General features: G+C 65.7%; 23 protein-coding genes. 2 read left to right on the forward strand and 21 right to left on the reverse strand.

Features of this window, described 5'->3' with window-relative positions; all coding sequences use genetic code 11:
* Nucleotides 1-138 precede the first annotated feature (138 nt).
* The 3 genes from ACWIDZ_RS01445 to ACWIDZ_RS01455 all read right to left on the reverse strand — a co-directional run bounded on the left by ACWIDZ_RS01445 (nt 139) and on the right by ACWIDZ_RS01455 (nt 4,831).
* The gene (locus ACWIDZ_RS01445) at nt 139-504 is read right to left on the reverse strand and encodes a GFA family protein (protein ID WP_346486633.1); all 366 of its coding nucleotides are present in this window, start codon (nt 502-504) and stop codon (nt 139-141) included.
* Nucleotides 504-3,959, reverse strand: coding sequence for a DNA polymerase III subunit alpha (dnaE, locus tag ACWIDZ_RS01450; RefSeq protein ID WP_453988516.1), 3,456 nt, complete (start codon nt 3,957-3,959; stop codon nt 504-506). The genes ACWIDZ_RS01445 and dnaE overlap by 1 nt, the downstream gene beginning before the upstream one ends.
* Nucleotides 3,960-4,189: 230 nt before the next feature.
* On the reverse strand, nt 4,190-4,831 hold the full coding sequence (locus ACWIDZ_RS01455) for a response regulator transcription factor (protein WP_454071099.1): 642 nt from the start codon (nt 4,829-4,831) through the stop codon (nt 4,190-4,192).
* A gap of 199 nt (nt 4,832-5,030) precedes the next feature.
* Here ACWIDZ_RS01455 and ACWIDZ_RS01460 point away from each other — a divergent pair, with 199 nt between their 5' ends.
* Nucleotides 5,031-5,402 (forward strand): hypothetical protein, encoded by a 372-nt coding sequence (locus ACWIDZ_RS01460; protein ID WP_453988515.1) that lies wholly within the window; start codon nt 5,031-5,033, stop codon nt 5,400-5,402.
* Here ACWIDZ_RS01460 and ACWIDZ_RS01465 read toward each other — a convergent pair.
* From ACWIDZ_RS01465 to ACWIDZ_RS01480, 4 genes are read right to left on the reverse strand one after another with little or no spacing between them, the layout of a single operon-like run.
* Nucleotides 5,399-6,142: an ABC transporter ATP-binding protein gene (locus ACWIDZ_RS01465; RefSeq protein WP_343829582.1), complete on the reverse strand. Its 744-nt coding sequence runs from the start codon at nt 6,140-6,142 to the stop codon at nt 5,399-5,401. The genes ACWIDZ_RS01460 and ACWIDZ_RS01465 overlap by 4 nt on opposite strands.
* Nucleotides 6,135-7,448 carry a lipoprotein-releasing ABC transporter permease subunit gene (locus ACWIDZ_RS01470; protein WP_453988514.1) on the reverse strand — a complete coding sequence of 438 codons (1,314 nt, stop codon included), beginning with the start codon at nt 7,446-7,448 and terminating at the stop codon, nt 6,135-6,137. The genes ACWIDZ_RS01465 and ACWIDZ_RS01470 overlap by 8 nt, the downstream gene beginning before the upstream one ends.
* Nucleotides 7,445-8,761: a proline--tRNA ligase gene (proS, locus tag ACWIDZ_RS01475; protein ID WP_453988513.1), complete on the reverse strand. Its 1,317-nt coding sequence runs from the start codon at nt 8,759-8,761 to the stop codon at nt 7,445-7,447. The genes ACWIDZ_RS01470 and proS overlap by 4 nt, the downstream gene beginning before the upstream one ends.
* Before the next feature lie 60 nt (nt 8,762-8,821).
* On the reverse strand, nt 8,822-9,088 hold the full coding sequence (locus ACWIDZ_RS01480) for a DUF1467 family protein (RefSeq protein WP_291774553.1): 267 nt from the start codon (nt 9,086-9,088) through the stop codon (nt 8,822-8,824).
* A gap of 73 nt (nt 9,089-9,161) precedes the next feature.
* On the opposite strand from ACWIDZ_RS01480, the gene ACWIDZ_RS01485 reads away from it, so the two are divergent.
* Complete coding sequence (locus ACWIDZ_RS01485; RefSeq protein ID WP_291774550.1) at nt 9,162-9,515, forward strand: 5-carboxymethyl-2-hydroxymuconate Delta-isomerase; 354 nt, start codon at nt 9,162-9,164, stop codon at nt 9,513-9,515.
* A gap of 174 nt (nt 9,516-9,689) precedes the next feature.
* Here ACWIDZ_RS01485 and ACWIDZ_RS01490 read toward each other — a convergent pair whose 3' ends face one another.
* From ACWIDZ_RS01490 to nuoG, 14 genes are all read right to left on the reverse strand, one after another.
* Nucleotides 9,690-10,028, reverse strand: coding sequence for a DUF3088 family protein (locus ACWIDZ_RS01490; RefSeq protein WP_025977378.1), 339 nt, complete (start codon nt 10,026-10,028; stop codon nt 9,690-9,692).
* On the reverse strand, nt 10,028-11,704 hold the full coding sequence (locus tag ACWIDZ_RS01495) for a ribonuclease J (protein WP_453988512.1): 1,677 nt from the start codon (nt 11,702-11,704) through the stop codon (nt 10,028-10,030). The genes ACWIDZ_RS01490 and ACWIDZ_RS01495 overlap by 1 nt, the downstream gene beginning before the upstream one ends.
* 6 nt (nt 11,705-11,710) lie before the next feature.
* Nucleotides 11,711-12,505: a type III pantothenate kinase gene (locus ACWIDZ_RS01500; RefSeq protein WP_312218667.1), complete on the reverse strand. Its 795-nt coding sequence runs from the start codon at nt 12,503-12,505 to the stop codon at nt 11,711-11,713.
* Nucleotides 12,502-13,248 carry a biotin--[acetyl-CoA-carboxylase] ligase gene (locus ACWIDZ_RS01505; RefSeq protein WP_453988511.1) on the reverse strand — a complete coding sequence of 249 codons (747 nt, stop codon included), beginning with the start codon at nt 13,246-13,248 and terminating at the stop codon, nt 12,502-12,504. The genes ACWIDZ_RS01500 and ACWIDZ_RS01505 overlap by 4 nt, the downstream gene beginning before the upstream one ends.
* 6 nt (nt 13,249-13,254) lie before the next feature.
* Complete coding sequence (gene nuoN, locus ACWIDZ_RS01510) at nt 13,255-14,697, reverse strand: NADH-quinone oxidoreductase subunit NuoN (RefSeq protein WP_453988510.1); 1,443 nt, start codon at nt 14,695-14,697, stop codon at nt 13,255-13,257.
* Nucleotides 14,698-14,704: 7 nt separating this feature from the next.
* Nucleotides 14,705-16,192 (reverse strand): NADH-quinone oxidoreductase subunit M, encoded by a 1,488-nt coding sequence (locus ACWIDZ_RS01515; protein ID WP_291774534.1) that lies wholly within the window; start codon nt 16,190-16,192, stop codon nt 14,705-14,707.
* A 5-nt stretch (nt 16,193-16,197) separates the two neighbouring features.
* The gene (gene nuoL, locus ACWIDZ_RS01520; RefSeq protein ID WP_453988722.1) at nt 16,198-18,276 is read right to left on the reverse strand and encodes an NADH-quinone oxidoreductase subunit L; all 2,079 of its coding nucleotides are present in this window, start codon (nt 18,274-18,276) and stop codon (nt 16,198-16,200) included.
* Nucleotides 18,277-18,290: 14 nt separating this feature from the next.
* Nucleotides 18,291-18,599: an NADH-quinone oxidoreductase subunit NuoK gene (gene nuoK / locus ACWIDZ_RS01525; RefSeq protein WP_291774531.1), complete on the reverse strand. Its 309-nt coding sequence runs from the start codon at nt 18,597-18,599 to the stop codon at nt 18,291-18,293.
* Nucleotides 18,599-19,225: an NADH-quinone oxidoreductase subunit J gene (locus tag ACWIDZ_RS01530; RefSeq protein ID WP_291774529.1), complete on the reverse strand. Its 627-nt coding sequence runs from the start codon at nt 19,223-19,225 to the stop codon at nt 18,599-18,601. The genes nuoK and ACWIDZ_RS01530 overlap by 1 nt, the downstream gene beginning before the upstream one ends.
* Before the next feature lie 114 nt (nt 19,226-19,339).
* Complete coding sequence (gene nuoI, locus ACWIDZ_RS01535; RefSeq protein ID WP_040345161.1) at nt 19,340-19,831, reverse strand: NADH-quinone oxidoreductase subunit NuoI; 492 nt, start codon at nt 19,829-19,831, stop codon at nt 19,340-19,342.
* Nucleotides 19,831-20,046 (reverse strand): hypothetical protein, encoded by a 216-nt coding sequence (locus tag ACWIDZ_RS01540; RefSeq protein WP_346486616.1) that lies wholly within the window; start codon nt 20,044-20,046, stop codon nt 19,831-19,833. The genes nuoI and ACWIDZ_RS01540 overlap by 1 nt, the downstream gene beginning before the upstream one ends.
* Nucleotides 20,043-20,270 (reverse strand): hypothetical protein, encoded by a 228-nt coding sequence (locus ACWIDZ_RS01545; protein ID WP_312218491.1) that lies wholly within the window; start codon nt 20,268-20,270, stop codon nt 20,043-20,045. The genes ACWIDZ_RS01540 and ACWIDZ_RS01545 overlap by 4 nt, the downstream gene beginning before the upstream one ends.
* Nucleotides 20,270-21,346, reverse strand: coding sequence for an NADH-quinone oxidoreductase subunit NuoH (gene nuoH, locus ACWIDZ_RS01550; protein WP_453988509.1), 1,077 nt, complete (start codon nt 21,344-21,346; stop codon nt 20,270-20,272). Before nuoH ends, ACWIDZ_RS01545 begins: the two co-directional genes overlap by 1 nt.
* 3 nt (nt 21,347-21,349) lie before the next feature.
* Entirely contained in the window at nt 21,350-23,395 is a 2,046-nt protein-coding gene (gene nuoG, locus ACWIDZ_RS01555; RefSeq protein ID WP_453988508.1) for an NADH-quinone oxidoreductase subunit NuoG, read from the reverse strand.
* Between the last annotated feature and the right edge of the window lies 1 nt (nt 23,396).

Here is a 23,396-nt window from a genome sequence, read left to right on the forward strand (position 1 = left end):
CCGGACCGCGCCACGCCCACGTGCGAAGTGCGCCGCGCATATAGGCGAAAGGCCTGAAAAACACAAGCGGCCGAACAACATGGCCGCATCAGACGCCGCGAGCCCGATGTCATCCCGCGAGCTGACGTTCCGGCCGGATCAGAAGCTGCGGCCATCCACGCGCTGGGCGGCCCAATCCCACGGCTCGACGTCGGTCAGGGTGCGGATGTTGATCGCCGCCACCTCGCCGCCATCCGGCGCCACGCCGTAGCCGAAGGGCTGCACGCCGCAGGTCTTGCAGAAGCGGTGATCGATCTTGTGCTGATTAAAGAAGTAGGACGTCGTCTCGCCCTCCCCCTTCGTCAGGCGAAAGGCCGAACGCGGCGCGAACGCCAGAACGAACCCCTTCCGGTAGCAATGGGAGCAGTTGCACTCGACCAGTCCATCCAGCCCGACATCGACCTCATAGGCCACCGCGCCGCAGTGGCACGACCCGGCATGGGTCTTCACGCTCGTCTCGCTCATCATGCATCCTCCAGCATCACCACCCCCGGCGCCGACTTCAACGCGCCGCGCAGCGCCGCGTCCAGCCGGTATCGTCCAGGCAGCTTGATCTCGACCTCGGTGCGGCCGCCCAGCGTCGCCTGCAGCCACACCTCGCCGCCCTTGCCCTGCGCCCGCGCCCGATCCAGCCGCGCCTTCAGCGCCTCGGCGTCCGCCGACTGGGCCGACAGGACCACTCGCAATCCGATCTGGGCGTCGTCCAGCAGCACGTCCATGCGGCTGGCGTCGTCGCCGAAGAAGCGCACCTCGCCGTCAGCCGCCTTGGCCCGCACCTTGACCAGGACAGAGGTTCCGACCTCCAGAACCTCGCGGCACCGCCGCAACTGTTCCGGCGGGAACAGGCATTCGAACTCGCCCGTCGGGTCCGAGAAGGTGACGAAGGCGAATTTCTCGCCGGTGCGGGCGCTGGCCCGCTCCTGACGGCGGCGCACCACCCCGGCCATCTGGAAGGCTTCGTGCCCCGCCTCAGCCAGGCCTTGCGCCTCGGCCACGAAGGTCACGCGCTTGCGCTTCAATGCAGGCGTCAGTTCCTCCAGCGGATGGCCCGATAGATAGAAGCCGACGGCGTAAAGCTCCTGATCCAGCTTGTCCGGCCCGGCCCACGGCTCCATGCTCTTCAGACGCGGCCGCGCGGCGGCGGCCTGATCGGCGCCGAACAGGCTGACCTGGGACGAAGCGCGCTCGGCCGCCACGCTCTGGCAATAGGCCATCAGCACATCGGCCTGTTCGAACAGCTGACGGCGGTTCGGGTGGATGCTGTCGAAGGCTCCGGCCCGCGCCAGACCTTCCAGCGCCCGCTTGTTCACCGCCTTGGGGTCGACCCGTTCCAGGAAGTCGAAGATGTCCGCGAACGGCCCGCCCGTCTCGCGCACCTCGATGACGTGTTTCATCGCCTCAAGGCCCACGTTGCGGATGGCGCCCAGCGCATAGAGCACGCTGCCCTGCCCGTCCCTCCACGACACGTCGAAGTCAGCAGACGAACGGTTGATGTCCGGCGCCAGCACCGGAACCTCGAATCGGCGGCAGTCCTGATAGAAGACCGCCAGCTTGTCCGTATTCGACAGATCGAGGCTCATCGAGGCGGCGAAGAACTCGACCGGATGATTGGCCTTCAGCCAACCCGTCTGGAAGGAGATCAACGCATAGGCCGCCGCGTGCGACTTGTTGAAGCCGTAGCCCGCGAACTTGGCCACCAGGTCGAAGATGGAGCCGGACTGGCTCTCCGGCACGGACTTCTCGGATGCGCCCTTGACGAAGCGAGCCCGCTGGAAGTCCATCTCCTCCTTCTTCTTCTTGCCCATGGCGCGACGCAGCAGGTCGGCCTCGCCCAGGCTGTAGCCCGCCAGGATCTGGGCGATCTTCATCACCTGTTCCTGGTAGATGATGACGCCGTAGGTCTCCGTCAGCACCTCCTTCAGGCTGGGGTGCAGGTAATCGACCTCGGCCCGGCCGAACTTCCGGTCGATGTAGGTGTCGATCATCTCCATCGGCCCCGGCCGGTAGAGGGAGATCAGGGCGGTGATCTCCTCGATCGAGCCGCAGCGCATCTTGCGCAGTGTGTCGCGCATCCCCTGCGATTCCAGCTGGAACACCCCGACCGTCTGCCCCGAGGCCATCAGTTCATAGGTCTTGGGATCGTCCAGCGGCAACAGGTTCCATTCCGGGGCCGCTCCGCGCCGTTCCAGATAGCCCTTGGCCCGGTCCAGCACCGTCAGCGTCTTCAGGCCCAGGAAGTCGAACTTCACCAGGCCCGCCGGCTCGACCCACTTCATGTTGAACTGGCTGGCCGGGATGGTGGAGCGCGGGTCCTGATACAGGGGCACCAGCTCCGTCAGCGGCCGATCGCCGATGACGATGCCCGCCGCGTGGGTCGAGGCGTTGCGGTAGAGGCCCTCAAGCTCCAACGCCGTCTCCAGCAGCGCCTTGACGGAGGCCTCGGCGTCGCGCGCCTCGCGCAGGCGCGGCTCCAGGTCGATGGCCTGGGCCAGGGTCACCGGGTTGGCGGGGTTGGCGGGCACCATCTTGGCCAGACGATCCACCTGGCCCAACGGCATCTGCAGCACCCGACCGACGTCGCGCAGCACGGCGCGCGCCTGCAAGGTGCCGAAGGTGATGATCTGGGCCACCCGGTCCTTGCCGTAGTGGTCCTGAACGTAGTCGATGACCTCTTCGCGCCGCTCCTGACAGAAGTCGATATCGAAGTCGGGCATCGATACGCGTTCCGGGTTCAGGAAGCGCTCGAACAGCAGGCCGAACCGCAAGGGGTCCAGATCGGTGATGGTCAGCGACCAGGCGACCAGGGAGCCCGCGCCCGAGCCCCGTCCCGGTCCCACCGGGATGTCATGCAGCTTGGCCCATTTGATGAAGTCCGACACGATCAGGAAGTAGCCGGGGAACCCCATCTGCTGGATGATCCCGACCTCCCACTCGAGGCGGTTCCAGTAGTCCTCCTCGGGCGCATAGGCCTTGTTCTTCTCAAGACGCGCCTTCAGCCCCTCGCGCGCCTGATGCGCCAGTTCATCAGCCTCGGAACGGCCCGCGCCGGTATCGAAACGCGGCAGGATCGGCTTGTGCGTCTTGACCAGGAAGGCGCAGCGGCGGGCGATCTGAATGGTATTGTCGCAGGCCTCCGGCAGGTCGGCGAACAGTTCGCGCATCGCCTCGGCCGACTTGAACCAGTGCTCGCCGGTGACGCGGCGGCGGTCCTCCTGGCCGGTGAAGGCGCCGTCGGAGATGCACAGCAAGGCGTCATGCGACTTCGCCTGGGCGGCCTTGGCGTAATAGACGTCGTTGGTCGCAACCAGAGGCGCGTCGTTGGCGTAGGCCCATTCGACCAGCCCGCCCTCGGCCACGGTCTCGCCAGACAGGCCATGGCGTTGCAGTTCGACATAGAAACGGTCGCCGAAGACCCGCTTCATTTCCGCCAGGGCGATGGCGGCTTCGGCCGGCTTCTTCTGTACGAACAGGGGATCGATAGGACCGTCCGGTCCGCCGGACAGCAGGATCAGTCCCTCGGACTTATCCACAACCTGCCCCCAGGGCACGCCCGGTTCGGCCATCTCGCCCGCGTCGAGGTAGGCCGACGACGACAGGGCGCACAGATTCAGCCAGCCCTGTTCATTCTGGGCGATCAGCACGACCGTCGGCGTCTTGGCCCAGCGCTGGGCGACCTGGCCGCCGATGTCGAGCACCGGAAGGGCGCAGGCGACAATGGGTTGGACGCCCGCATCCTTGGTCGCCTGGCTGAACTCCAGAGCTCCGAACAGGTTGGCGCGGTCGGCCACGCCCACCGCCGGCATCCCAGCATCGGCGGCCATCTTGCCGATCTTGCCGGCCTTGATCGCCCCTTCCAGAAGCGAATAGGCGCTGCGGACCCGCAGATGGACAAAGCCCTGACTGTTCACCGCATCCGCCAATCGAAAACTCCGCATCGCAGCGCCAGATCATACGGGCGCGTGATCATCATGCAGGGAGTCGCCCGCTGGGGCGCGGTCACGTCACCAGGAACGCCGCCTGCCAGACCATCCAGACGAAGCCGCCGCAGGACGCAAGCGACAGCAGATCCCTCACCCAACGCGTCATTGATTTTATCCCCAGATCAAATGTTGCTCATTTGTTCTATGTTGCCTCTTTGTTCTCGTCAACCTCAATTCGCGAGGAAGCCGAGGCGCGTCAGGGCCGAGGCCAGGGCGGCCGAGTTGGGGGACTGGGTCTTGCGCAGCAGGCTGGCCCGGAAGAACTCCACCGTGCGCGGGCTCAGCGCCAGGTTCTGGGCGATCTGCTTTGTGGTCAGGCCTTCGACCAGCATTTCGGCGACCTGACGCTCGCGGCGGGTGAAGGTCAGTTCCTCGCGCGCCGGCGCAGTCTTCAAGGCCTCGGCCCCGCGACGCAGGGCGCGGACCAGGTCATCGACCGTCGCCGGCTTGGGCAGGACATCGTCCACGCCCAGACGCATGGCGTCGACCGTCGTCCGCACATCCATGAAGGCGCTGACGATGATCACCGCATGACGGTTCAGCGCACAGAAGGCGGCGACCAGATCCAACCCTTCGACGCCCGGCATCTTCAGATCGGCGACGATGCAGGTCGGATCGGCGTCTGAAGCCCACATGAGGGCGTCAAGCGGTTCATGGAAGCCGACCGCGGAGAAGCCCGCCTCGCGCACGGCGAGCAGGGTCACCTCCAATAGAGCGCGATCGTCGTCAATGATGGCGATGTCAGAAATAGCGCCCCCAACCCTTTCTGAAGTCTGTTCATTTCGACCGCCGTCCACGCCATCACGCATCATGCCGTCGAAAGTACGCAAGGCTCAGCCGCAGCAAAACCTCGTAGTCCCACGCAATTGATCGCCCAAGACTCATGGGCGATCCATACCCCCGATACGCCGATATCAACCAGCAAGGCCCGCCATGCTGCAAAGCGCCGTTTTCCTGACTCGCGCCCCATCAGGATTCATTGGCAGCACGCGATGGCCGGCGTTGATCGACATGAGACGCGACCAGGCGCGTTCGCTGAGTCTGGCGGGTGCTGCGGCCGCTGTCGATGACGTGATCATCTACGCCGTGGAGGGCTCGGCCGACTCCGTGGACGGCTTCCTGCAACTGCTGGGCGTCAGCCCGTGCGAGACGGAGCCGATCCAGGCGTGGCGCCAGGAGGTCCGCTTTCGCTTCCATCGCGTCCTGGCGCTCTCGCACCCGCCCCTGACGTGCGAGGAAGCCGCAGCCCTGCGTCGGGCGCTTGACGCCGACAATCCGACCTATGGCGAGATACCGGCCTTGCTGGCGGCCGCCGCTCTGCGCTGGTCGATGCTGGCCTATCGCACGCCGCTGCAGGCGACGACGCGGCTCATCGCTTCCTAGTAGGCGTGGCTTTCGGCCGCGCGCTGCTCCAGGTGGCCGTCCTTCAGGGCGAAGACGCGGTCCATGTGGCCCGCCAGCTCCATGTTGTGCGTGGCGATCAGGGCGGCGACGCCCGTGGTCTTGGCCAGTTCGCGCAAGGCCTCGAACACCGCCTGACTGGTGGCGGGGTCCAGATTGCCGGTCGGCTCATCGGCCAGCAGCAGGCGGGGGCTGTTGGCCAGGGCGCGGGCGATGGCGACGCGCTGCTGCTCGCCGCCCGACAATTGCGCGGGCTGGTGCGTGACGCGCTGCCCCAGGCCGAGCGCCGTCAGTTGCGCGGTGGCGCGACGACGCGCCTCCCCTTCCCGCACGCCTGCGATCCGCATCGGCAGAGCCACATTATCCAGAGCATCAAACTCCGGCAGCAAGTGATGGAATTGATAGACGAAGCCGATGCGATGCAGACGCAGACGCGTCCGCGCCCGCTCATCGAGCCCGCCGACATCCTCGCCGTCGATCAGCACCTGGCCGCTGGTCGGGCGCTCCAACAGGCCCGCCGCGTGCAGCAGACTGGACTTGCCCGAGCCGGACGGTCCGATCAGGCCGACGACCTCGCCGGGCATGACGTCCAGATCGACGCCCTTCAACACCGTCAGCCCGCCCTGGGCCGTCGGATAGGTCCGCGTCACCCCGCGCAGCGACAGGATGGCGCCGTTCGTCTCGGCGGCGACGGCGGGCTTCTTCTTCAGCAGCCTATTCAAAACGCAGGGCCTCCACCGGATCGATGCGCGACGCGTTCCACGACGGCGGCAGGCTGGCCAGGCAACTCATGAAGAAGGAGAAGACGGCGACCCAGGTCACGTCCCACGGATCGACCTTGGCCGGGACGGAATCCAGCATATAGACGTCGGCGTTGAACAGCTGGACGCCCAGCAGGCCTTCGAGGAAATGCTGGATCGCGCCGATGTTCCAGCAGAACAACAGGCCCAGCACCAGGCCCGCGATCGTGCCGCCGATGCCGATGGCCGCGCCCGACATGAAGAAGATGCGCAGGATGGACGACTGGCTGGCGCCCACGGTGCGCAGGATGGCGATGTCGCGCGTCTTGTTCTTCACCAGCATGACGATGCCGCTGATGATGTTCATGGCGGCGATGGCGACCACCATGCCGAGGATGATGCTCATGGCCACGCGCTCGACCTTGAGCGCGCCCCAGATGGCGGCCTGACGGTTGCGCCAGTCGGTGACCACGCTGCCCGGCCCGGCCGCGCGCTGAACCGGCGTCAGCAGGTTCTCGACCAGATCGGGCTCCGCCACCTTCATCTCGATGACGTCCCAGACGCCGTCCTTGCCGAAGAACAGTTGCGCCTGCTCCAGGGGCATGAAGATGAAGACTCGATCATAGTCGGCCGCCCCCGACGTATAGATTCCGCCGACGATATAGGTCTTTTCCAGCCCGCCCAGATTGCCGAAGGCGCTGTCGGCGCCGGTCGGCGTATAGAGGGAGATCGGGTCGCCTTCACGCAGGCCCATCTGCTCGGCCAGGCTCTTGCCGATCAGCACCTGATCGCCGCCGTACTGGCCTTTGCCGAACCGCTCGCGCGCCTCAGGCGTCAGGCTGTCATAGACGAACTTCGTCGAGGTCAGATCCTGCGGTCGCACGCCGCGAACCATGCCGCCGGTGGCAGCCCCGCCCGCGCGGAACATGGCCGGGCTTTCGATCAGGGGCGTCACCGCCACCACGCCCGGCACGTCGGCGATCCGCTTCAGCGCTGCGTCGCGATCAGGCGCATAGAGCACCGGTCCCTGAACATACATATGGCCGTTGAACGACAGGATCCGGTCCATCAGCGTGCCGCGAAACCCCGCCATGATGCTCATCACGCTGATCAGCACGGCGACGGCCAGCATGATGCCGATGAAGCTGATCATCGCGATCAGCGCCACCCCGCCCTGCTTGCGCTTGGCGCGCAGATAGCGGAGCGCCAGCCCGATCTCCCAGCTGGAGAACGGGCCGGAGGCCTTCGAGGCAGGCGGCGGAGCGGAAGCCGTCGCGGCGTCGGTCATTTCGTGAGCAGCTCCAGGGCGGCGTCCAGCGACAGGCTCTGCTTCTCGCCGGTGGCGCGGCGCTTCAGTTCGACCACGCCGTCGGCCAGGCCCTTGGGTCCGATAGTCAGTTGCCACGGCACGCCGATCAGGTCGGCGGTGGCGAACTTGCCGCCCGGACGTTCCTCGGTGTCGTCGTAGAGGACGTCCTTGCCCAGGGATTCCAGCCGGGCCACGGCGTCTTCACAGGCGGCCGAGACGGCCTCGTCGCTGGCGCGCAGATTGATCACCACCACGTCGAACGGGGCGACCGAGTCCGGCCAGATGATGCCGCCGTCGTCGTGGCTGGCCTCGATGATGGCGCCCAGCAGGCGCGACACGCCGACGCCGTAGCTGCCCATGTGGACCTCGGTGTCCTGGCCGTCCGGCCCGGCGACCTTGGCCTTCATCGGAACCGAGTATTTGGTGCCGAAGTAGAAGATGTGGCCGACCTCGATGCCGCGCGCCGACAGACGGTCGCCTTCGGCCGTCTGGGCCTCGAACTGGGCCGCATCGTGCATTTCCTCGGTCGCGGCGTAGAGGGCCGTGCGTTCGTTGAACACGCCCTCCAGTTGCTCGACGCTGAGGTTGTGGCCCGGCGCGGCCATCTCGACCAGCTTGCGGTCGCAGAAGACCTCGCTCTCGCCGGTCTCGGCCAGGACGATGAACTCGTGGCTCAGGTCGCCGCCGATGGGGCCGGTGTCGGCGCGCATCGGCACCGCCTTCAGGCCCAGCCGGGCGAAGGTGTTCAGATAGGCGGCGAACATCCGCTTGTAGGCGATGCGGGCCGAGGCCTCGTCCAGATCGAAGGAATAGGCGTCCTTCATCAGGAACTCGCGGCCGCGCATGACGCCGAAGCGCGGACGGCGCTCGTCGCGGAACTTCCACTGGATATGGAAGAGGTTCAGCGGCAGGGATTTGTACGACTTCACGAAGCCGCGGAAGATGTCGGTGATCATCTCCTCATTGGTCGGTCCGTAAAGCAGTTCGCGTTCGTGGCGGTCGGTGATGCGCAGCATCTCCGGGCCATAGGCATCGTAGCGCCCGGACTCCCGCCACAGGTCCGCCAGCTGCAACGTCGGCATCAGCAGCTCGACGGCGCCGGCCTTCGTCTGCTCCTCGCGGACGATGTTCTCGATCTTGCGCAGCACCCGCAGGCCCAGCGGCAGCCAGGCGTAGATGCCGGCGGCCTCCTGTTTGATCATGCCCGCGCGCAGCATCAACTGATGCGACACGATCTGGGCGTCGGAGGGGGCTTCTTTCAGGATCGGCAGGAAGTAGCGCGACAGGCGCATGGGAGGATTCTCGGCAAATTCAGTCAGGCCCGAGGTTTAACCGGGCGAAGGGGGCGAAAGCTAGAGCGCGTTGGCGTGGGTGATGTCGGGCACGGGGGTCCAGCCGATCCAGACGACGGCGACGATGACGAGCCAGACGATGATCGACACCCAGGTCGTGGTGATGAATTTCTTCTTGAGGTTCGGATTCTTCGGCGCGCCCCACTGGGTCCCGTCCGTCGGCGGATCCTTGATCTGATCAGACATCCCCAGCGGCAGAATCGCGAACAACACGATCCACCACACCGTCAGAAAGGTGGCGACCAGGGTGAAGGGGCCAAGGGGCATCGTCTCTAAAGTCCGTTCATCGCAATCATCGTCACGGCGCGATAAGAGAGGCTCCGCAACAAGGACGCCCTGAATGCCACAGATTACGCTGGAACACTCCACCCATTTCGACGCGACCGACTGGCGCGCCCTGGCGCTGGAGATTCATCGCCTCTGTGTCGACACGGTCGGCGCGACGACCCAGGCCTGCAAGACGCGCATCGTGCGCTGCGAAAACCTGATCATCGCCGACGGCGATCCGGTCCAGGCCATGGTCCACTGCGATCTGCGCATCCTCAGCGGCCGCACCCAGGAACAGAAGACCGCCTTGGGCGAAGCCGTCCAGGCCGCGTTGCTGGCCGGGGTCGCGCCTTATGAAGGTCCACGCCAGATCTCGGTCGAGATCGGAAACCTGGACCGCGACAACTATCGCAAGGTGACGCTCTAACACCCTCTCCCGATGGGAGAGGGCTTGAGCCTCCAAGAGCGGAGCGATTGGAACAGGCGAAAGGGTGAGGGTTCCGCAATCAGACGTTCAGGCGACGGCTTTCGCCGACATCGGCCGGGAACCCTCATCCGGTCCTTCGGACCACCTTCTCCCATCGGGAGAAGGATTCATTGCTTACGGATGCGGCCGCCCGATGCCGTAGCGCGCGGCCCAGTAGGGCAGAATGTCGTCATCCTGCAGGAAGCGCGCGCCCGTTTCCTCGCTGACCTGGGCGTCGGGCCAGTCGAACTCGCCGTCCAGGACCAGAAGGGGGCAGCTCTGGTTCGCCTCCCCCACCTCGGCGATCACGGCCGGGCGCGGACGCGGGTGATCCAGATAGGTCACGGTCAGGTGCTCGCGCAGGCGCGGATACAGGCCCAGCACGCCTTCGATCCGCGCGCCCGGCGGACAGAACCACGGCCCGCCCTGATCGTCGAACCAGTCTGGGTTCAATAGATACAGACGATCCGCCATCAGAGCCTCAGCACCACGGTTTCGACGATCGGACGACGGTCCCAGATCTGCTGGCTGGCCTTCTTCAGGGTCCGGCTGACGGCCTGTTCGATGACCATCTCGTCTTCCAGCGCCTCGCCCTTCAGGCCGCGCACCGTGTTCTCGACGCGCTCGGCCATGTCGTCCAGCACATCGCCCAGCGGACGGTCCACATCGCCGGGCAGGCCGATGCCCCGCACGTCGATGTCGCTGGCGATCCGCCCGCGCTTGTCCAGGGCGAAGCTGACGATCAGGATGCCGTTGCTGGCGGCGTGCTTGCGCTCACGCAGAGCCTCCCCGCCTTCCTCGACCAACATGCCGCCGTCGACGAACAGACGGCCCGAGGGCACTTCGTCGATGATGGCGGCGGGTCCAGGGGCCAGGCGCACCATGTCGCCGTTGCGCGGCGTCACCGTCTCCGGCACCTGCATGTCCTTGGCCAGATTGCCGTGCTCGATCAGGTGACGGCGCATGCCATGGGTCGGCACGGCGATCTGCGGCCGGGCCCACTGATACATCTGACGCAGTTCGTCACGGCACGGGTGGCCCGAGACGTGGATGCCGGGGTGATCCTTCTCAGTGTAGATACGGATTCCGCGCTCAGCCATCTTGTCCTGCAGGCGGCCGATGGACAGTTCGTTGCCCGGGATGACGCGCGACGAGAAGATGCAGTGGTCCCCCTGCCCCAGCTTGACGAAGGGATGCGTGCCTTCGGCCACGCGCGACAGAGCGGCGCGGGCCTCGCCCTGACTGCCGGTGCACAGATACAGGATCTCGTCCGCCGGCCAGATCTTGGCCTCCTGTTCGGACAGGAAGGGCTTGATGTCGTTCAACATGCCGACCGACTTGGCGGCGGCGGTGATGCGGTGCATCGAGCGACCGGCCAGCGCTACGCGGCGACCGGCGGCCTCGGCGGCGCGGATCACGCTGTCCATGCGCGCGACGTTGGAGGCGAAGCAGCCGACGGCGACCCGGCCCTTGAGGGCCTGGATCAGCTCGGCCAGCTTGACCTTCACCTCGCCTTCGGACCCGGCGACGCCGTCGACGAAGACGTTGGTGGAGTCGCACACCATCGCCAGGACGCCCTCGTCGCCCAGCTTCTGGATGAACTCGACGTCGGTGCGTTCGCCCACGACCGGATCGTTGTCGATCTTCCAGTCGCCGGTGTGCAGCACCGTGCCGAGCGGGGTCTTGATGGCCAGGCCGTTCGGCTCGGCGATGGAGTGGGTGATGGTGACGTAGGTCACCTCGAACGGCCCAAGATCCACCGTCGAACCCAGCGGCGCCTCGATCAGTTCGACATCTTCATAGATGCCGGCGTCACGCAGCTTCTCGCGGATCAGGAAGGCGGTGAAAGGCGTGGCGTACAGCGGCGCCTGAATGCGCGGCCACAGCCAGCCCAGGGCGCCGATGTGGTCCTCGTGCGCGTGCGTCAGCACGATGCCCAGGATGTTCTCGCCTTCCAGGAAGGTCGGATCAGGCACGATGACGTCCACGCCCGGCGTGGACTGGTCGCCAAAGGTCACGCCCACGTCGACGATGATCCATTTGCGATCATGCGCCGGGCCGAAGCCATAGGCATTCAGGTTCATACCGACCTCGTTCGAGCCGCCCAGCGGCAGGAAGACGAGTTCGTCGTTTTGATTTTTCTTAGTCATACGGCCTTACAGATGGGAGTTCCGCCGCCAGATTTCGAGTAGGCCGCGGATGGTCAGGTCCGGATCAAACCGGTCGATAGAGTCGGTAGCGCCCTCGAAAAGCGAGGCGACGCCGCCGGTGCCGATGACCGTCATGGGCTTGCCCCACTCGGCCTTGATACGGTCCACCAGCCCTTCGATCAGGGCGATATAGCCCCAAAAGACGCCCGATTGCATGGAGGTGACGGTGTCGCGCCCGATGACGGTCTCGGGCCGCTGAATGGCGATGCGCGGCAGCTTGGCCGCAGCCTCGTGCAGGGCCTGCAGCGACAGATTGATGCCCGGCGCGATCAGTCCGCCTTCAAAAGCGCCCTCGCCCTTGCCGTTGGCGCCCGAGACGACGTCAAAAGTGGTCGCCGTACCGCTGTCGATCAGTAGCAGGTCGCCTTCATAGGCCTGAAGCGCCCCGATGGCGTTGACCAGACGGTCGGCCCCGGCCTCGCTGGGTTTGTGGATGCGCACCTCAATGCCCAGCTCGACATTCTCGCCGATAACCAGGGGTTCGACGGTCAGATAGCGCCGCGCCAGGTTGCGCAGGTTGAAGATCGACTGCGGCACCACGCTGGAGATGATGCAGCCGTCCATGTCGGCCATGGTCAGGCCATGACCGCGCATCTCGAACAGCTGGTGCAGCCAGACGGCGTATTCATCGGCCGTGCGCATGGGATCGGTGGCGGTGCGCCACTGGAAGATCCACTCCTGGCCGTCGTGGACGGCGAAAAGCGTGTTCGTATTGCCTTGCTCGATCGCCAGCAGCATCAGGCGGTCTCTCCGAAGAAGACGTCGCCGGCGGAGATGACCCGCAGGCCTCCGTCCGGCAGTTTCAGACGCAGGGCGCCGTCGGCCTCGACGCCGTCGGCGATCCCGCTCAGGGTTTCATGGCTCAGCCGCGCTGTGCATGGGCCGAACAGTCCCGGCGTCCGCGCGACCCAGGCGTCCAGCACCGGCTGAAAGCCCAGACGCGTCCAGCGTTCCAGCCAGGCGTCAAAGGTTTCCGCCAGCGCCTTCGCCCCCTCCTCCATCGACGGAGCGGCGGGCACGTCGTGACGCAGATGCTCGGCGATGCAGGTGGTGGGACGCTCTGTCCCTTCGGGCGCGTGGGACAGGTTCACGCCGACGCCGACCGCCAGCCACAGACCGCCGGACGGCGCAGGACCTGATTCGATCAGAATGCCGCACGACTTGCGCCCGTCCAGCAGGACGTCATTGGGCCATTTGATGCTGACCAGCGCGGGCGGAACATAGCGATCCAACAGATCGGCCACGGCCAGGGCGGCGGCGAAGGTCAGTTGCGCCGCCTCGGCCGGAGCGCGGTTCAGCGTCACCAGCAGGGTCGTGGCCAGATTGCCGTCCCGGCTGTCCCAGGCGCGACCGCGACGGCCCCGCCCGGCGGTCTGACGCCGAGCCGCGATCCACAGCGGCCCGGCCTCGCCCGCCTCGGCGCGACGGCGCGCCTCGGCGTTGGTGGAGTCGGTCTCTTCGAGGATCAGGACCGGAGCCGCCAAGGCCCCTTATCCGATCCCGACGCCTGCCGCCGCCGCGCGCGTCAGCGGCTCCAGCCAGACGAGAGCCAGAAGCACCACGGGGAAGCTGAAGGCCGCAGCCGCCCAGCCGATCCACTGGGCGCCGGCCGGCGCCTTGTCGGTCGTCACGTCAAATTCCGGCGTGTCGAACCACATCACCTTGATGATGCGCAGGTAGTAGAAGCCCGCCACGACCGAGGCCACCAGCCCCGCCGCGCCCGCCATCCAGTATCCGGCGTCGGCGGCCGCGCCGAAGACATAGACCTTGCCCCAGAAGCCCGACATCGGCGGAATGCCGATGGCCGACAGCGACAGGATCGTCAGGGCGACGGCCGTCACCGGGCGGTCCTTCTTCAGACCGGCCAGATCGGCGATCTTGCGGATCGGACGACCATTGCGGCTCAGCGACAGCAGGATGGCGAAGAAGCCGATCTGGTCCACGACATACAGGGTCATGAACATCAGGGTCGCCTGAACGCCGACCTGCGTGCCCGCCGCCACGCCCAGCAGGGCATAGCCGATGTTGATGATGGACGAATAGGCCAGCAGGCGCTGGATGTCCTTCTGCATCAGACCGCCGAAGGCGCCGACGGCGAAGCTGATCAACGAGATCAGGATCAGCACCTGCGCCCACTGGTCATGGGCCAGGCCGAAGCCTTCGACCAGCACGCGGATGATCAGGACCATGGCCGCCACCTTGGGCGCGGTCGAGAACAGGGCCACGACCGGCGTCGGCGCGCCTTCATAAACGTCGGGCGTCCACATGTGGAACGGCGCGGCCGAAACCTTGAACGCCAGTCCGCAGATCAGGAAGACCAGGCCGAAGATCAGGCCCGGACCGGGGTTGGCGGTGGCGAAGGCGGCGATGTCCTCGAACCGCATCGAACCGGCGAAACCATAGATCAGGCTGGCGCCGTACAGCAGCAGACCCGACGACAGGGCGCCCAGAACGAAATACTTCAGACCGGCTTCCGAGGCCTTCAGATCGTCGCGGCGATAGGCGGCCAGGACGTAGAGGGCCAGTGAGTGCATCTCGATGCCGATGTAGAGCGAAATCAGGTCGCCCGACGACGCCATCATGCCCATGCCGACCGAGGCCAGCACGATCAGGATCGGATATTCGAACTTGGCGACGTTGTTGCGATGCATCCAACCGTCGCCCAGCACCACGGCCACAGCGGCGGACAGGAAGATCACCGCCTTGCCGTAAACGGCCAGCGGATCGGCCACATAGGCCCCGTTGAAGGCCGCGCCCAGCGGGCCGACGGCGGCCAGAGCCGTCGCCGCCAGCAGCAGCAGCACCGACAGGCCCGAAACCAGGCGCGTCGACTTCTCCCCGGCGAAGGCGCCGAGCATGAGCAGCACCAGGCCGCCGACCGCAAGGGTCAGTTCCGGGGCCGAGAGATGAAGGGCGGAAGACAGATCAGTCATTATGCTCTCACCCGCCGATGGCTGCGCGATAGGCGGTCGTCAGGGCCTCAACGCTTGGCCCGGTGTAATCCAGAACGGCGTTGGGATAGAGGCCCAGCCAGATGGTGCCGACGATCAGGGGCACGAAGATCAGCAGCTCGCGCTTGTCGATGTCGGTGATGCTTTCCAGCGCCGGATTGGTGATCGGGCCGTACATGACGTTGCGGAACAGCGTCAGCGCATAGACCGCCGAGAAGATCACGCCCGAGGCGGCGATCAGGGCCGTCCAGGTCGAGACCTGATAGGCGCCCGTCATCGTCAGCACTTCGCCGATGAAGCCCGAGGTGCCGGGCAGGCCGACGTTGGCCATGGTGAACATCAGGAAGATGGCCGCATACCAGGGCATCCGCGCCGTCAGGCCGCCATAGAGGGCGATCTCACGGGTGTGCATCCGGTCGTAGACCACGCCGACGCACAGGAAGAGCGCGCCCGAGATCAGGCCGTGGCTCAGCATCTGGAAGACGGCGCCCTGAACCCCGGTGTCGTTGCCGGCGAAGATGCCCATGGTCACGAAGCCCATGTGAGCGACCGACGAATAGGCGATCAGCTTCTTCATGTCCGTCTGACGGAAGGCGACCAGCGAGGTGTAGACCACGGCGATCACCGACAGGGCGAACACCAGCGGCGTGAACATCTGCGACGCCAGCGGGAACATCGGAATGTTGAACAGGATGAAGCCGTAGCCGCCGAGCTTCAGCAGGATGCCGGCCAGAATGACCGAACCCGCCGTCGGCGCCTGAACGTGGGCGTCGGGCAGCCAGGTGTGCACCGGCCACATCGGCATCTTCACCGCGAAGGAGGCGAAGAAGGCCAGCCACAGGATCGGCTGCACCGAGGCGTCGAAGGCGTACTGCTTCAGCTCCGGAATGCTGGTGGTGCCCGTCGTGTGCGCCATCCACAGCATGGCCAGCAGCATCAGGACGGAGCCCAGCAGGGTGTAGAGGAAGAACTTGTAGGCCGCGTAGATGCGGTTGGCGCCGCCCCAGATGCCGATGATCAGATACATCGGAACCAGGGTGCCTTCGAAGAAGATGTAGAAGAGGAACAGGTCCAGCGAGGTGAACACCCCGATGACCAGCGTCTCCAGGATCAGGAAGGCGATCATGTATTCGACGACGCGCGTCTCGATCGCCTTCCAGCTGGCCACCACGCAGATCGGCAGCAGGAAGGCCGTCAGCAGGACGAACAGGATGGAGATCCCGTCCACGCCCAGATGATAGCTGGCCCCCGCAAACCAGGCGTAGTTCTCGACGAACTGATAGGCCGGGTTCGACGGATCGAACTGCGCGACCAGCAGGACGGACACCGCCAGCACCACCAGGGTGGTGACCAGGGCGATCCAGCGGGCGGCCGGGGCCGCGGCGTCCTGACCGCCCTTGTTCAGCAGGCGCGCGACCAGGATCGCGGCCGCGCCGAGAAGCGGCAGGAAGGTGACGATGCTCAGAATGTGAGGCACGAGGCTCAGGCTCCCCACGTGAAGATGGCGAAGGCAAGGAACGCAGCCACGCCGATCAGCATCACGAATGCATAGAAGTAGACGAAACCGGACTGGAACCGGGACAGCCAGCCGCCCGACTTCAGCGAAGCCCAGGCCGCGCCGTTCGGGCCAAGGCCGTCGATGATCTTCACGTCGCCGATCTTCCAGAAGAAGTCGCCGATCGCCTTGGCGCCCTTCACGAAGACGGCGTCATACAGCTCATCGAAGAACCACTTGTTGTAGAGGAAGGTCCACAGCGGGCCCTTGCGGTCGGCCATCTCCTTGGCCGCGCCTTCCTTCACGACATACAGCCACCAGGCGATGAACGTGCCCAACAGCGTCACGATCAGCGGCGCCCACTTCACCCAGGTCGGGACGTTGTGGCTCTCGTGCAGGACGTGGTTCTCAGCCCCGACGAAGATGGCGCCGCGCCAGAACTCGGCCTCATGATGGCCGATGAAGTGCGGGGCGAAGATCATGCCCGCGGCCACCGCGCCGACCGACAGCAGCAGCAGCGGCAGCACCATGACCCACGGGCTTTCATGCGGCTTCAGCGGACCGTGGTGGTGGTCGTCGTGAGCGTGATCGTCGCCGTCCAGCGGCTCTGAATGGGTTTCGATCTGCGCGTGCGAAGCGTGATCGTCCGCGTGATGGGCGTGCGCGCCCTCCTCTTCCTTCCAAACCGGCTTGTTGTGGAAGGTCATGAACACCAGACGCCAGGAATAATAGGCCGTCAGCAGAGCCGCAGAGATGCCGATGAAGAAGGCGAACATGCCTGCAGCCGAATGGCCGGTCGTCGCCGCCGCATAGGCGCTCTCGAGGATAGAGTCCTTGGAGTAGAAGCCGGCGAAGCCGCCGACGCCGGGCATCCCCAGGCCGGTGATGGCGATGGTGCCGATCATCATGGTCGCATAGGTGACGGGCAGCAGCTTCCACAGGCCGCCCATCTTCCGCATGTCCTGCTCGTGATGCATGCCGTGGATCACCGAACCGGCGCCCAGGAACAGCAGGGCCTTGAAGAAGGCGTGCGTGAACAGGTGGAACATGGCGGGCTGATAGGCGCCGACGCCCGCCGCGAAGAACATGTAGCCCAGCTGCGAACAGGTCGAATAGGCGATCACCCGCTTGATGTCGTTCTGCATCATGCCGACGGTCGCGGCGAAGATGGCCGTGATCCCGCCGATGATGGCGATGAACTGGGACGCGACGGGCGCGTGCTCATACAGCGGCGACAGCAGGCAGACCATGAAGACGCCGGCCGTGACCATGGTGGCCGCGTGGATCAGGGCCGACACCGGGGTCGGGCCTTCCATCGCGTCCGGCAGCCAGGTGTGCAGGAAGAACTGCGCCGACTTGCCCATGGCGCCGACGAACAGCAGCAGACCGGCCAGGTCCAGCGCCGACCAGGTGTAGCCCAGGAATTCCCAGCCCGCGCCGACCTTGCCGGCGATCATCGGGAACAGCTTGGCGAACTCGATCGTGCCGAACATCCAGAAGACGGTCATCATACCGAGCAGGAAGCCGAAGTCGCCGACGCGGTTGACCACAAAGGCCTTGATCGCCGCCGAAGAGGCCGAGGCCTTCTTGTACCAGAAGCCGATCAGCAGATAGGACGCCAAGCCCACGCCTTCCCAGCCGAAGAACATCTGCACGAAGTCGGCGGCCGTCACCAGCGCCAGCATCATGAAGGTGAACAGCGACAGATAGGCGAAGAAGCGGGGACGGCTGTCGTCCTCCTTCATGTAGCCCCAGGAATAGAGGTGGACCAGCGACGAGACGCTGGTCACCACGATCAGCATGACCGCCGACATGGCGTCGACGCGGATCGACCAGTTCGACTGGAAGTCGCCCACATGGATGAACGGCGCGATGTGGACGGTGAAGGCTTCCAGCCCGCCCCAGGTCCACTGGCTGAACACGATCCACGAGACCGCGCACGAGAAGAACAACAGGCCGGTTGTGACGGCCTGGGACGGAATGTCGCCGATCCGGCGACCGAAGAAGCCGGCGATCATGGCCCCCAGCAGGGGGGCGAAGACGCCGAGAGTGACGAGAGTCTGGATAGTCACGGTTCCGATCAGCCCTTCATCACGGAGGCGTCGTCGACCGCGATGTCGCCGCGGTTACGGAAGAAGGTCACGAGAATGGCCAGGCCGACAGCGGCCTCGGCCGCGGCGACCGTCAGGACAAACATGGCCATCAGCTGACCCGACACGTCGTTCAGGTGCGTGGAGAAGGCCACGAAGTTGATGTTCACCGCGAGCAGGATCATCTCGACCGACATCAGGATGATGATGACGTTCTTGCGGTTCACGAAGATGCCGAAGACGCCGATGGTGAACAGCATGGCGGCGACCGCCAGATAGTGGTGGAGCGAGATATCCATCACAGAAGCTCCTCGGGGGTGACGCCCTGGCCCGTGGTCACGGACTTGATCTCGACAGCCTTGGCGCGTTCGCGGTTGGCTTGCGCCGCCAGATCCTGGCGATGCACGCCCGGACGGTGACGCAGGGTCAGGACGATGGCGCCGATCATGGCGATCAGCAGAACCACGCCCGCCGCCTGGAAGAAGTAGACGTAGTCCGTGTAGAGCACGCGGCCGATCGTCTCGATGTTGGTGACGTCAGGCCCGGCCGGCACCGGCGAGGCGGCGTCGCGGGCGGCTCCGCCCTGCACCACGCTGATCGACACCATGATCATCTCGGCCAGCAGCACGCCCGCCACGACGCCCGCCAGCGGCAGGTAGCGCGCGTAACCCTCGCGCAGCTTCACGAAGTCGACGTCCAGCATCATGACCACGAACAGGAACAGCACCGCCACGGCGCCGACGTAGACGACGACCAGCAGCATCGCCAGGAACTCGGCGCTCAGCAGAACGAACAGACCGGCCGCCGAGAAGAAGGTCAGGATCAGCCAGAGAACGGAGTGCACGGGATTGCGCGCGGTCACGACCAGAAGGGCGGAAACCACGGCGACCGTCGCCAGAAGATAGAAGGCCAGGCCTTGCAACATGTGCGGGACGACGCCCCTCTTCAAAACCAATGGCCCGGACGGAAATCCCGGACCCTTCCAGAAATCAGCCCCGGCCCGAAGGTCAGGGTCAGCGCGGCGGAATCGCCGCTCCGTTTAGCGATACGGAGCGTCGAGTTCCAGATTCTTCGCGATCAGACGCTCCCAGCGGTCGCCGTTGTCCAGCAGGCGCGCCTTGTCATAGAGCAGTTCTTCGCGGGTCTCGGTGGCGAACTCGCTGTTCGGTCCCTCGACGATGGCGTCCACCGGGCAGGCCTCCTGGCACAGGCCGCAGTAGATGCATTTGACCATGTCGATGTCGTAGCGCGTCGTGCGGCGGCTGCCGTCGGCGCGCGGTTCGGCCTCGATGGTGATGGCCTGGGCGGGGCAGATGGCCTCGCACAGCTTGCAGGCGATGCAGCGTTCTTCACCGTTCGGATAGCGGCGCAGCGCGTGTTCGCCACGGAAGCGCGGCGACTGCGGGTTGCGCTCGAACGGATAGTTCACCGTCGCCTTCGGCTTCATCATGTACTTCATCGACAGGCCGACGGCGCCGAACACGTCGGTCAGCATCGCGCCCTTGGCCGCCTGAACGATACGGGTCAGCATTACGATTTCACTCCGGCGCACTCGCGTTCATAGCGGGCGCTTTCCTTGTCGAGGGTCTGGCAAAGGCGCTGGCGTTCCGCCTCGCGCCGTTCAACTTCCTGCACCTTGCGCTCCCACTGATAGACCGAGACGGGCTCGGCCTCATAGGGCGCGCAGGCCGACGCCAGCATGGGCGCGGCCAGGGCGATCATCAGGGCTGCGGCTTTCATCTTCATCCGCCGATCCGGCGTTCGCAGCCGTCCCTGTCGAAACGCGGGTCGTCCCGCGATAGACGTTGGCAATAGGCGCGCTTGTCCGCCTCCTCTCCCCGCTCCCGGTCCAGGCGTTCGAGACGCGCGGACGCGGTCTCGGGCGCAGCCGGATCCATCGGCTTGAAGGTGCAGGCCGACAGGCCGGCGGCGAGCGCCAGCGCGATCAGGACTGTGGCGCGGACGCCCATCACGCCCCCACCGCAAACACGCGCCACGCCGACACGAAGACCACGGCGATCAGCGAAGCCGGCAGGAAGATCTTCCAGCCCAGGCGCATCAGCTGGTCATAGCGGTAGCGAGGCACGAAGGCCTTCACCAGGGCGATCATGAAGAACCAGAAGACCACCTTCACGACGAAGACCGCCAAGTAGAACAGGTTGGCCACGAAGGCCGGGACGCTGTTCAGGAAGTCGGTCGGGAAGCCCGGATTCCACCCGCCGCAGAACAGCAGGGTGATCATGGCGCACATGAAGACGATGTTGGCGTACTCGCCGATCATGAACAGCAGGTAGGGGGTTGAGGAATATTCGACCTGATAACCGGCCACCAGCTCCGACTCCGCTTCGGGCAGGTCGAACGGCGGGCGGTTCGTCTCGGCCAGGGCCGAGATGAAGAAGACGATCGTCATCGGCAGCATGACGATAATGGTCGGCAGGGTCTCGAGCCCGCCGCCGAAGGCGTTCCAGTTCCAGATCCAACCCTGTTGCTGGGTCACGATCTCGGTCAGGTTCATCGTCCCCGCCAGCAGAATGACGTTGATGATGATGAGGCCCATCGAGACCTCATAGGACACCATCTGCGCCGCCGAACGCAGCGAGCCCAGGAACGGATACTTCGAGTTCGAAGCCCAGCCGCCCATGATGATACCGTACACGCCCAGCGAGCTGATCGCGAGGATGTACAGGATGCCGACGTTCAGGTCCGACACCACCCAGCCCGGCGCGAAGGGGATCACCGCCCAGGCGATGAAGGCCAGCACGAAGCTGATCAGCGGGGCCAGGATGAAGACCACCTTGTCCGACCCGGCCGGGATGACGATCTCCTTCAGCACGAACTTGAAGAAGTCGGCGAAGGACTGCAGCAGGCCGAAGGGACCGACCACGTTCGGACCCTTGCGCAGCTGAACGCCCGCCCAGATCTTGCGGTCGGCCAGCAGCAGGAAGGCCAGGGAGATCAGGATGCCGACCACGACCAGCAGGATCCCGCCCAGAGTGGCGAGGGTCCAGCCGACGGGAGTGGCCCAGAAGGAAGTCGCAGCGTCCATGATTTACTCCGCCGCCAGGGCGACCGGCGCCGTCCGCTCAGCGGACAGTTGGGCCATGGTTTCACTGGCGCGCGCGATCGGGTTGGTCAGGTAGGGATCGGCGATGACGGAGACGAAGGCGACGTCGCCCAGGTCCCCCTTGGCGCCCAGCTTGGCGACATCGAACATCGCGGCGGGGGCCAGATAGTCGATGCGGCCGAAGGTCGGATGGTCGCCCATCAGCTTCGTACGCAGCTGGTCGAGGGTATCGAACGGCAGCTTGCAGCCGACGCGTTCCGACAGGGCGCGGATGATGGCCCAGTCGTCCTTGGCCTCGCCCTTCGGGAAGACCACGCGTTCGGCCAGCTGCACCCGGCCCTCGGTGTTGACGTAGAGGCCCGACTTCTCGGTGTAGGCCGCGCCCGGCAGGATCACGTCGGCGCCATGAGCGCCGCGGTCGCCATGCGAGCCCAGATAGACGCGGAAAGCGCCCGATGCGTCAGCGTTCACCTCATCGGCGCCCAGCAGGAACAGAACGTCCAGCGCGCCCGGCTTCAGCATGGCGGCCACGTCCAGACCGCCCTCGCCCGGCAGGAAGCCCATGTCCAGGCCGCCGACACGCGCGGCGGCGGTGTGCAGGACGTTGAAGCCGTTCCAGCCGTCCTTGACCACGCCGACCTTCTTGGCCAGCGCGCCCAAGGCGTTCAGCACCGCCGGGCCGGTCTCGCCGGTCAGGGCGCCCGCGCCGACGATGATGGCGGGGCGTTCGGCCTTGGTCAGGAAGTCGACAGCGGCCTTGGGCAGCTTGCCGACGGTCTTCGAACCAGCGCCGAGATAGTTGTAGTCATAGGTCAGATCAGCCTGCGGGCCGATGACGCCGACTTCGACGCCGCCCTTCAGCCAGGTCTTGCGGATGCGCGCGTTCAGCAGCGGCGCTTCCGTGCGCGGATTGGCGCCGACGATCAGAATGGCGTCAGCGTTTTCAATGCCTTGCAGGCCGGAGTTGAACAGCCAGCCCTCACGCGCTTCGCCGCCCAGCGCGGCACCGTCCTGACGGCAGTCGGTGTTGGCCGAACCCAGCGCGCGGAACAGGTCCAGCGTCGCTTTCATCGACTCGGCATCCTGAAGGTCGCCTGCGATGGCGCCGATGCGCTCAGCCGAGGCGGCCTTGATCTTGTCGGCCACGACCGACAGAGCCTCGTCCCACGAAGCCGGACGCAGCTTGCCGTTCTCACGCACCCACGGGCGGTCCAGACGACGCGCCTGCAGGCCGTCGACGGCGTAACGGCTCTTGTCCGACAGCCACTCCTCGTTGATGCCCTCGTTCACGCGCGGCAGCACGCGCATGACCTCGGCGCCGCGCGAGTCGGCGCGGATGTTCGAACCGAGCGCATCCATCACGTCGATGGTCTCGGTCTTCTTCAGCTCCCATGGGCGGTAGTGATACTGCCACGGACGGTGCGTCAGGGCGCCCACCGGGCACAGGTCGTTGACGTTGCCCGACAGTTCGCTGTCGATGTTCTTTTCCAGATAGGTCGTGATCTCGGCGCTTTCGCCGCGCGAGATCATGCCGATGTCCGGCACGCCCGCCACTTCGGTGATGAAGCGAACGCAACGCGTGCACTGGATGCAGCGCGTCATGAACGTCTTGACCGTCGGGCCCATGTTCTTTTCTTCGACCGCGCGCTTGTTCTCGCCGTAGCGAGACCCATCGCGGCCGTAGCCCACGGCCTGATCCTGCAGGTCGCACTCGCCGCCCTGATCGCAGATCGGGCAATCCAACGGATGGTTGATGAGCAGGAACTCCATCACCCCTTCGCGGGCCTTCTTCACCATCGGCGTGTCAGTAAAGATCTCCTGACCGTCGGCGGCCGGAAGCGCGCACGAAGCCTGAGGCTTCGGTGGTCCGGGCTTCACCTCGACCAGGCACATGCGGCAGTTGCCGGCGATGGACAGGCGCTCGTGGTAGCAGAACCGCGGGATTTCCTGCCCGGCGCGCTCCGCGACCTGCAGCACGGTCATGCCCGGTTCGAACTCGACTTCAACGCCGTTGACCTTGGCGATAGGCATT

It is taken from the genome of Brevundimonas sp. NPDC055311 (genome assembly GCF_053645695.1).

Coding starts and splice junctions, on each gene's coding strand:
- ACWIDZ_RS01445 (WP_346486633.1), bottom strand. CDS start 504: ATGAGCGAGACGAGCGTGAAGACCCATGCCGGGTCGTGCCACTGCGGC.
- ACWIDZ_RS01455 (WP_454071099.1), bottom strand. CDS start 4,831: ATGATGCGTGATGGCGTGGACGGCGGTCGAAATGAACAGACTTCAGAA.
- ACWIDZ_RS01460 (WP_453988515.1), top strand. CDS start 5,031: ATGAGACGCGACCAGGCGCGTTCGCTGAGTCTGGCGGGTGCTGCGGCC.
- ACWIDZ_RS01470 (WP_453988514.1), bottom strand. CDS start 7,448: ATGACCGACGCCGCGACGGCTTCCGCTCCGCCGCCTGCCTCGAAGGCC.
- proS (WP_453988513.1), bottom strand. CDS start 8,761: ATGCGCCTGTCGCGCTACTTCCTGCCGATCCTGAAAGAAGCCCCCTCC.
- ACWIDZ_RS01480 (WP_291774553.1), bottom strand. CDS start 9,088: ATGCCCCTTGGCCCCTTCACCCTGGTCGCCACCTTTCTGACGGTGTGG.
- ACWIDZ_RS01485 (WP_291774550.1), top strand. CDS start 9,162: ATGCCACAGATTACGCTGGAACACTCCACCCATTTCGACGCGACCGAC.
- ACWIDZ_RS01490 (WP_025977378.1), bottom strand. CDS start 10,028: ATGGCGGATCGTCTGTATCTATTGAACCCAGACTGGTTCGACGATCAG.
- ACWIDZ_RS01495 (WP_453988512.1), bottom strand. CDS start 11,704: ATGACTAAGAAAAATCAAAACGACGAACTCGTCTTCCTGCCGCTGGGC.
- nuoN (WP_453988510.1), bottom strand. CDS start 14,697: ATGACTGATCTGTCTTCCGCCCTTCATCTCTCGGCCCCGGAACTGACC.
- nuoK (WP_291774531.1), bottom strand. CDS start 18,599: ATGGATATCTCGCTCCACCACTATCTGGCGGTCGCCGCCATGCTGTTC.
- ACWIDZ_RS01530 (WP_291774529.1), bottom strand. CDS start 19,225: ATGTTGCAAGGCCTGGCCTTCTATCTTCTGGCGACGGTCGCCGTGGTT.
- nuoI (WP_040345161.1), bottom strand. CDS start 19,831: ATGCTGACCCGTATCGTTCAGGCGGCCAAGGGCGCGATGCTGACCGAC.
- ACWIDZ_RS01540 (WP_346486616.1), bottom strand. CDS start 20,046: ATGAAGATGAAAGCCGCAGCCCTGATGATCGCCCTGGCCGCGCCCATG.
- ACWIDZ_RS01545 (WP_312218491.1), bottom strand. CDS start 20,270: ATGGGCGTCCGCGCCACAGTCCTGATCGCGCTGGCGCTCGCCGCCGGC.
- nuoH (WP_453988509.1), bottom strand. CDS start 21,346: ATGGACGCTGCGACTTCCTTCTGGGCCACTCCCGTCGGCTGGACCCTC.
- nuoG (WP_453988508.1), bottom strand. CDS start 23,395: ATGCCTATCGCCAAGGTCAACGGCGTTGAAGTCGAGTTCGAACCGGGC.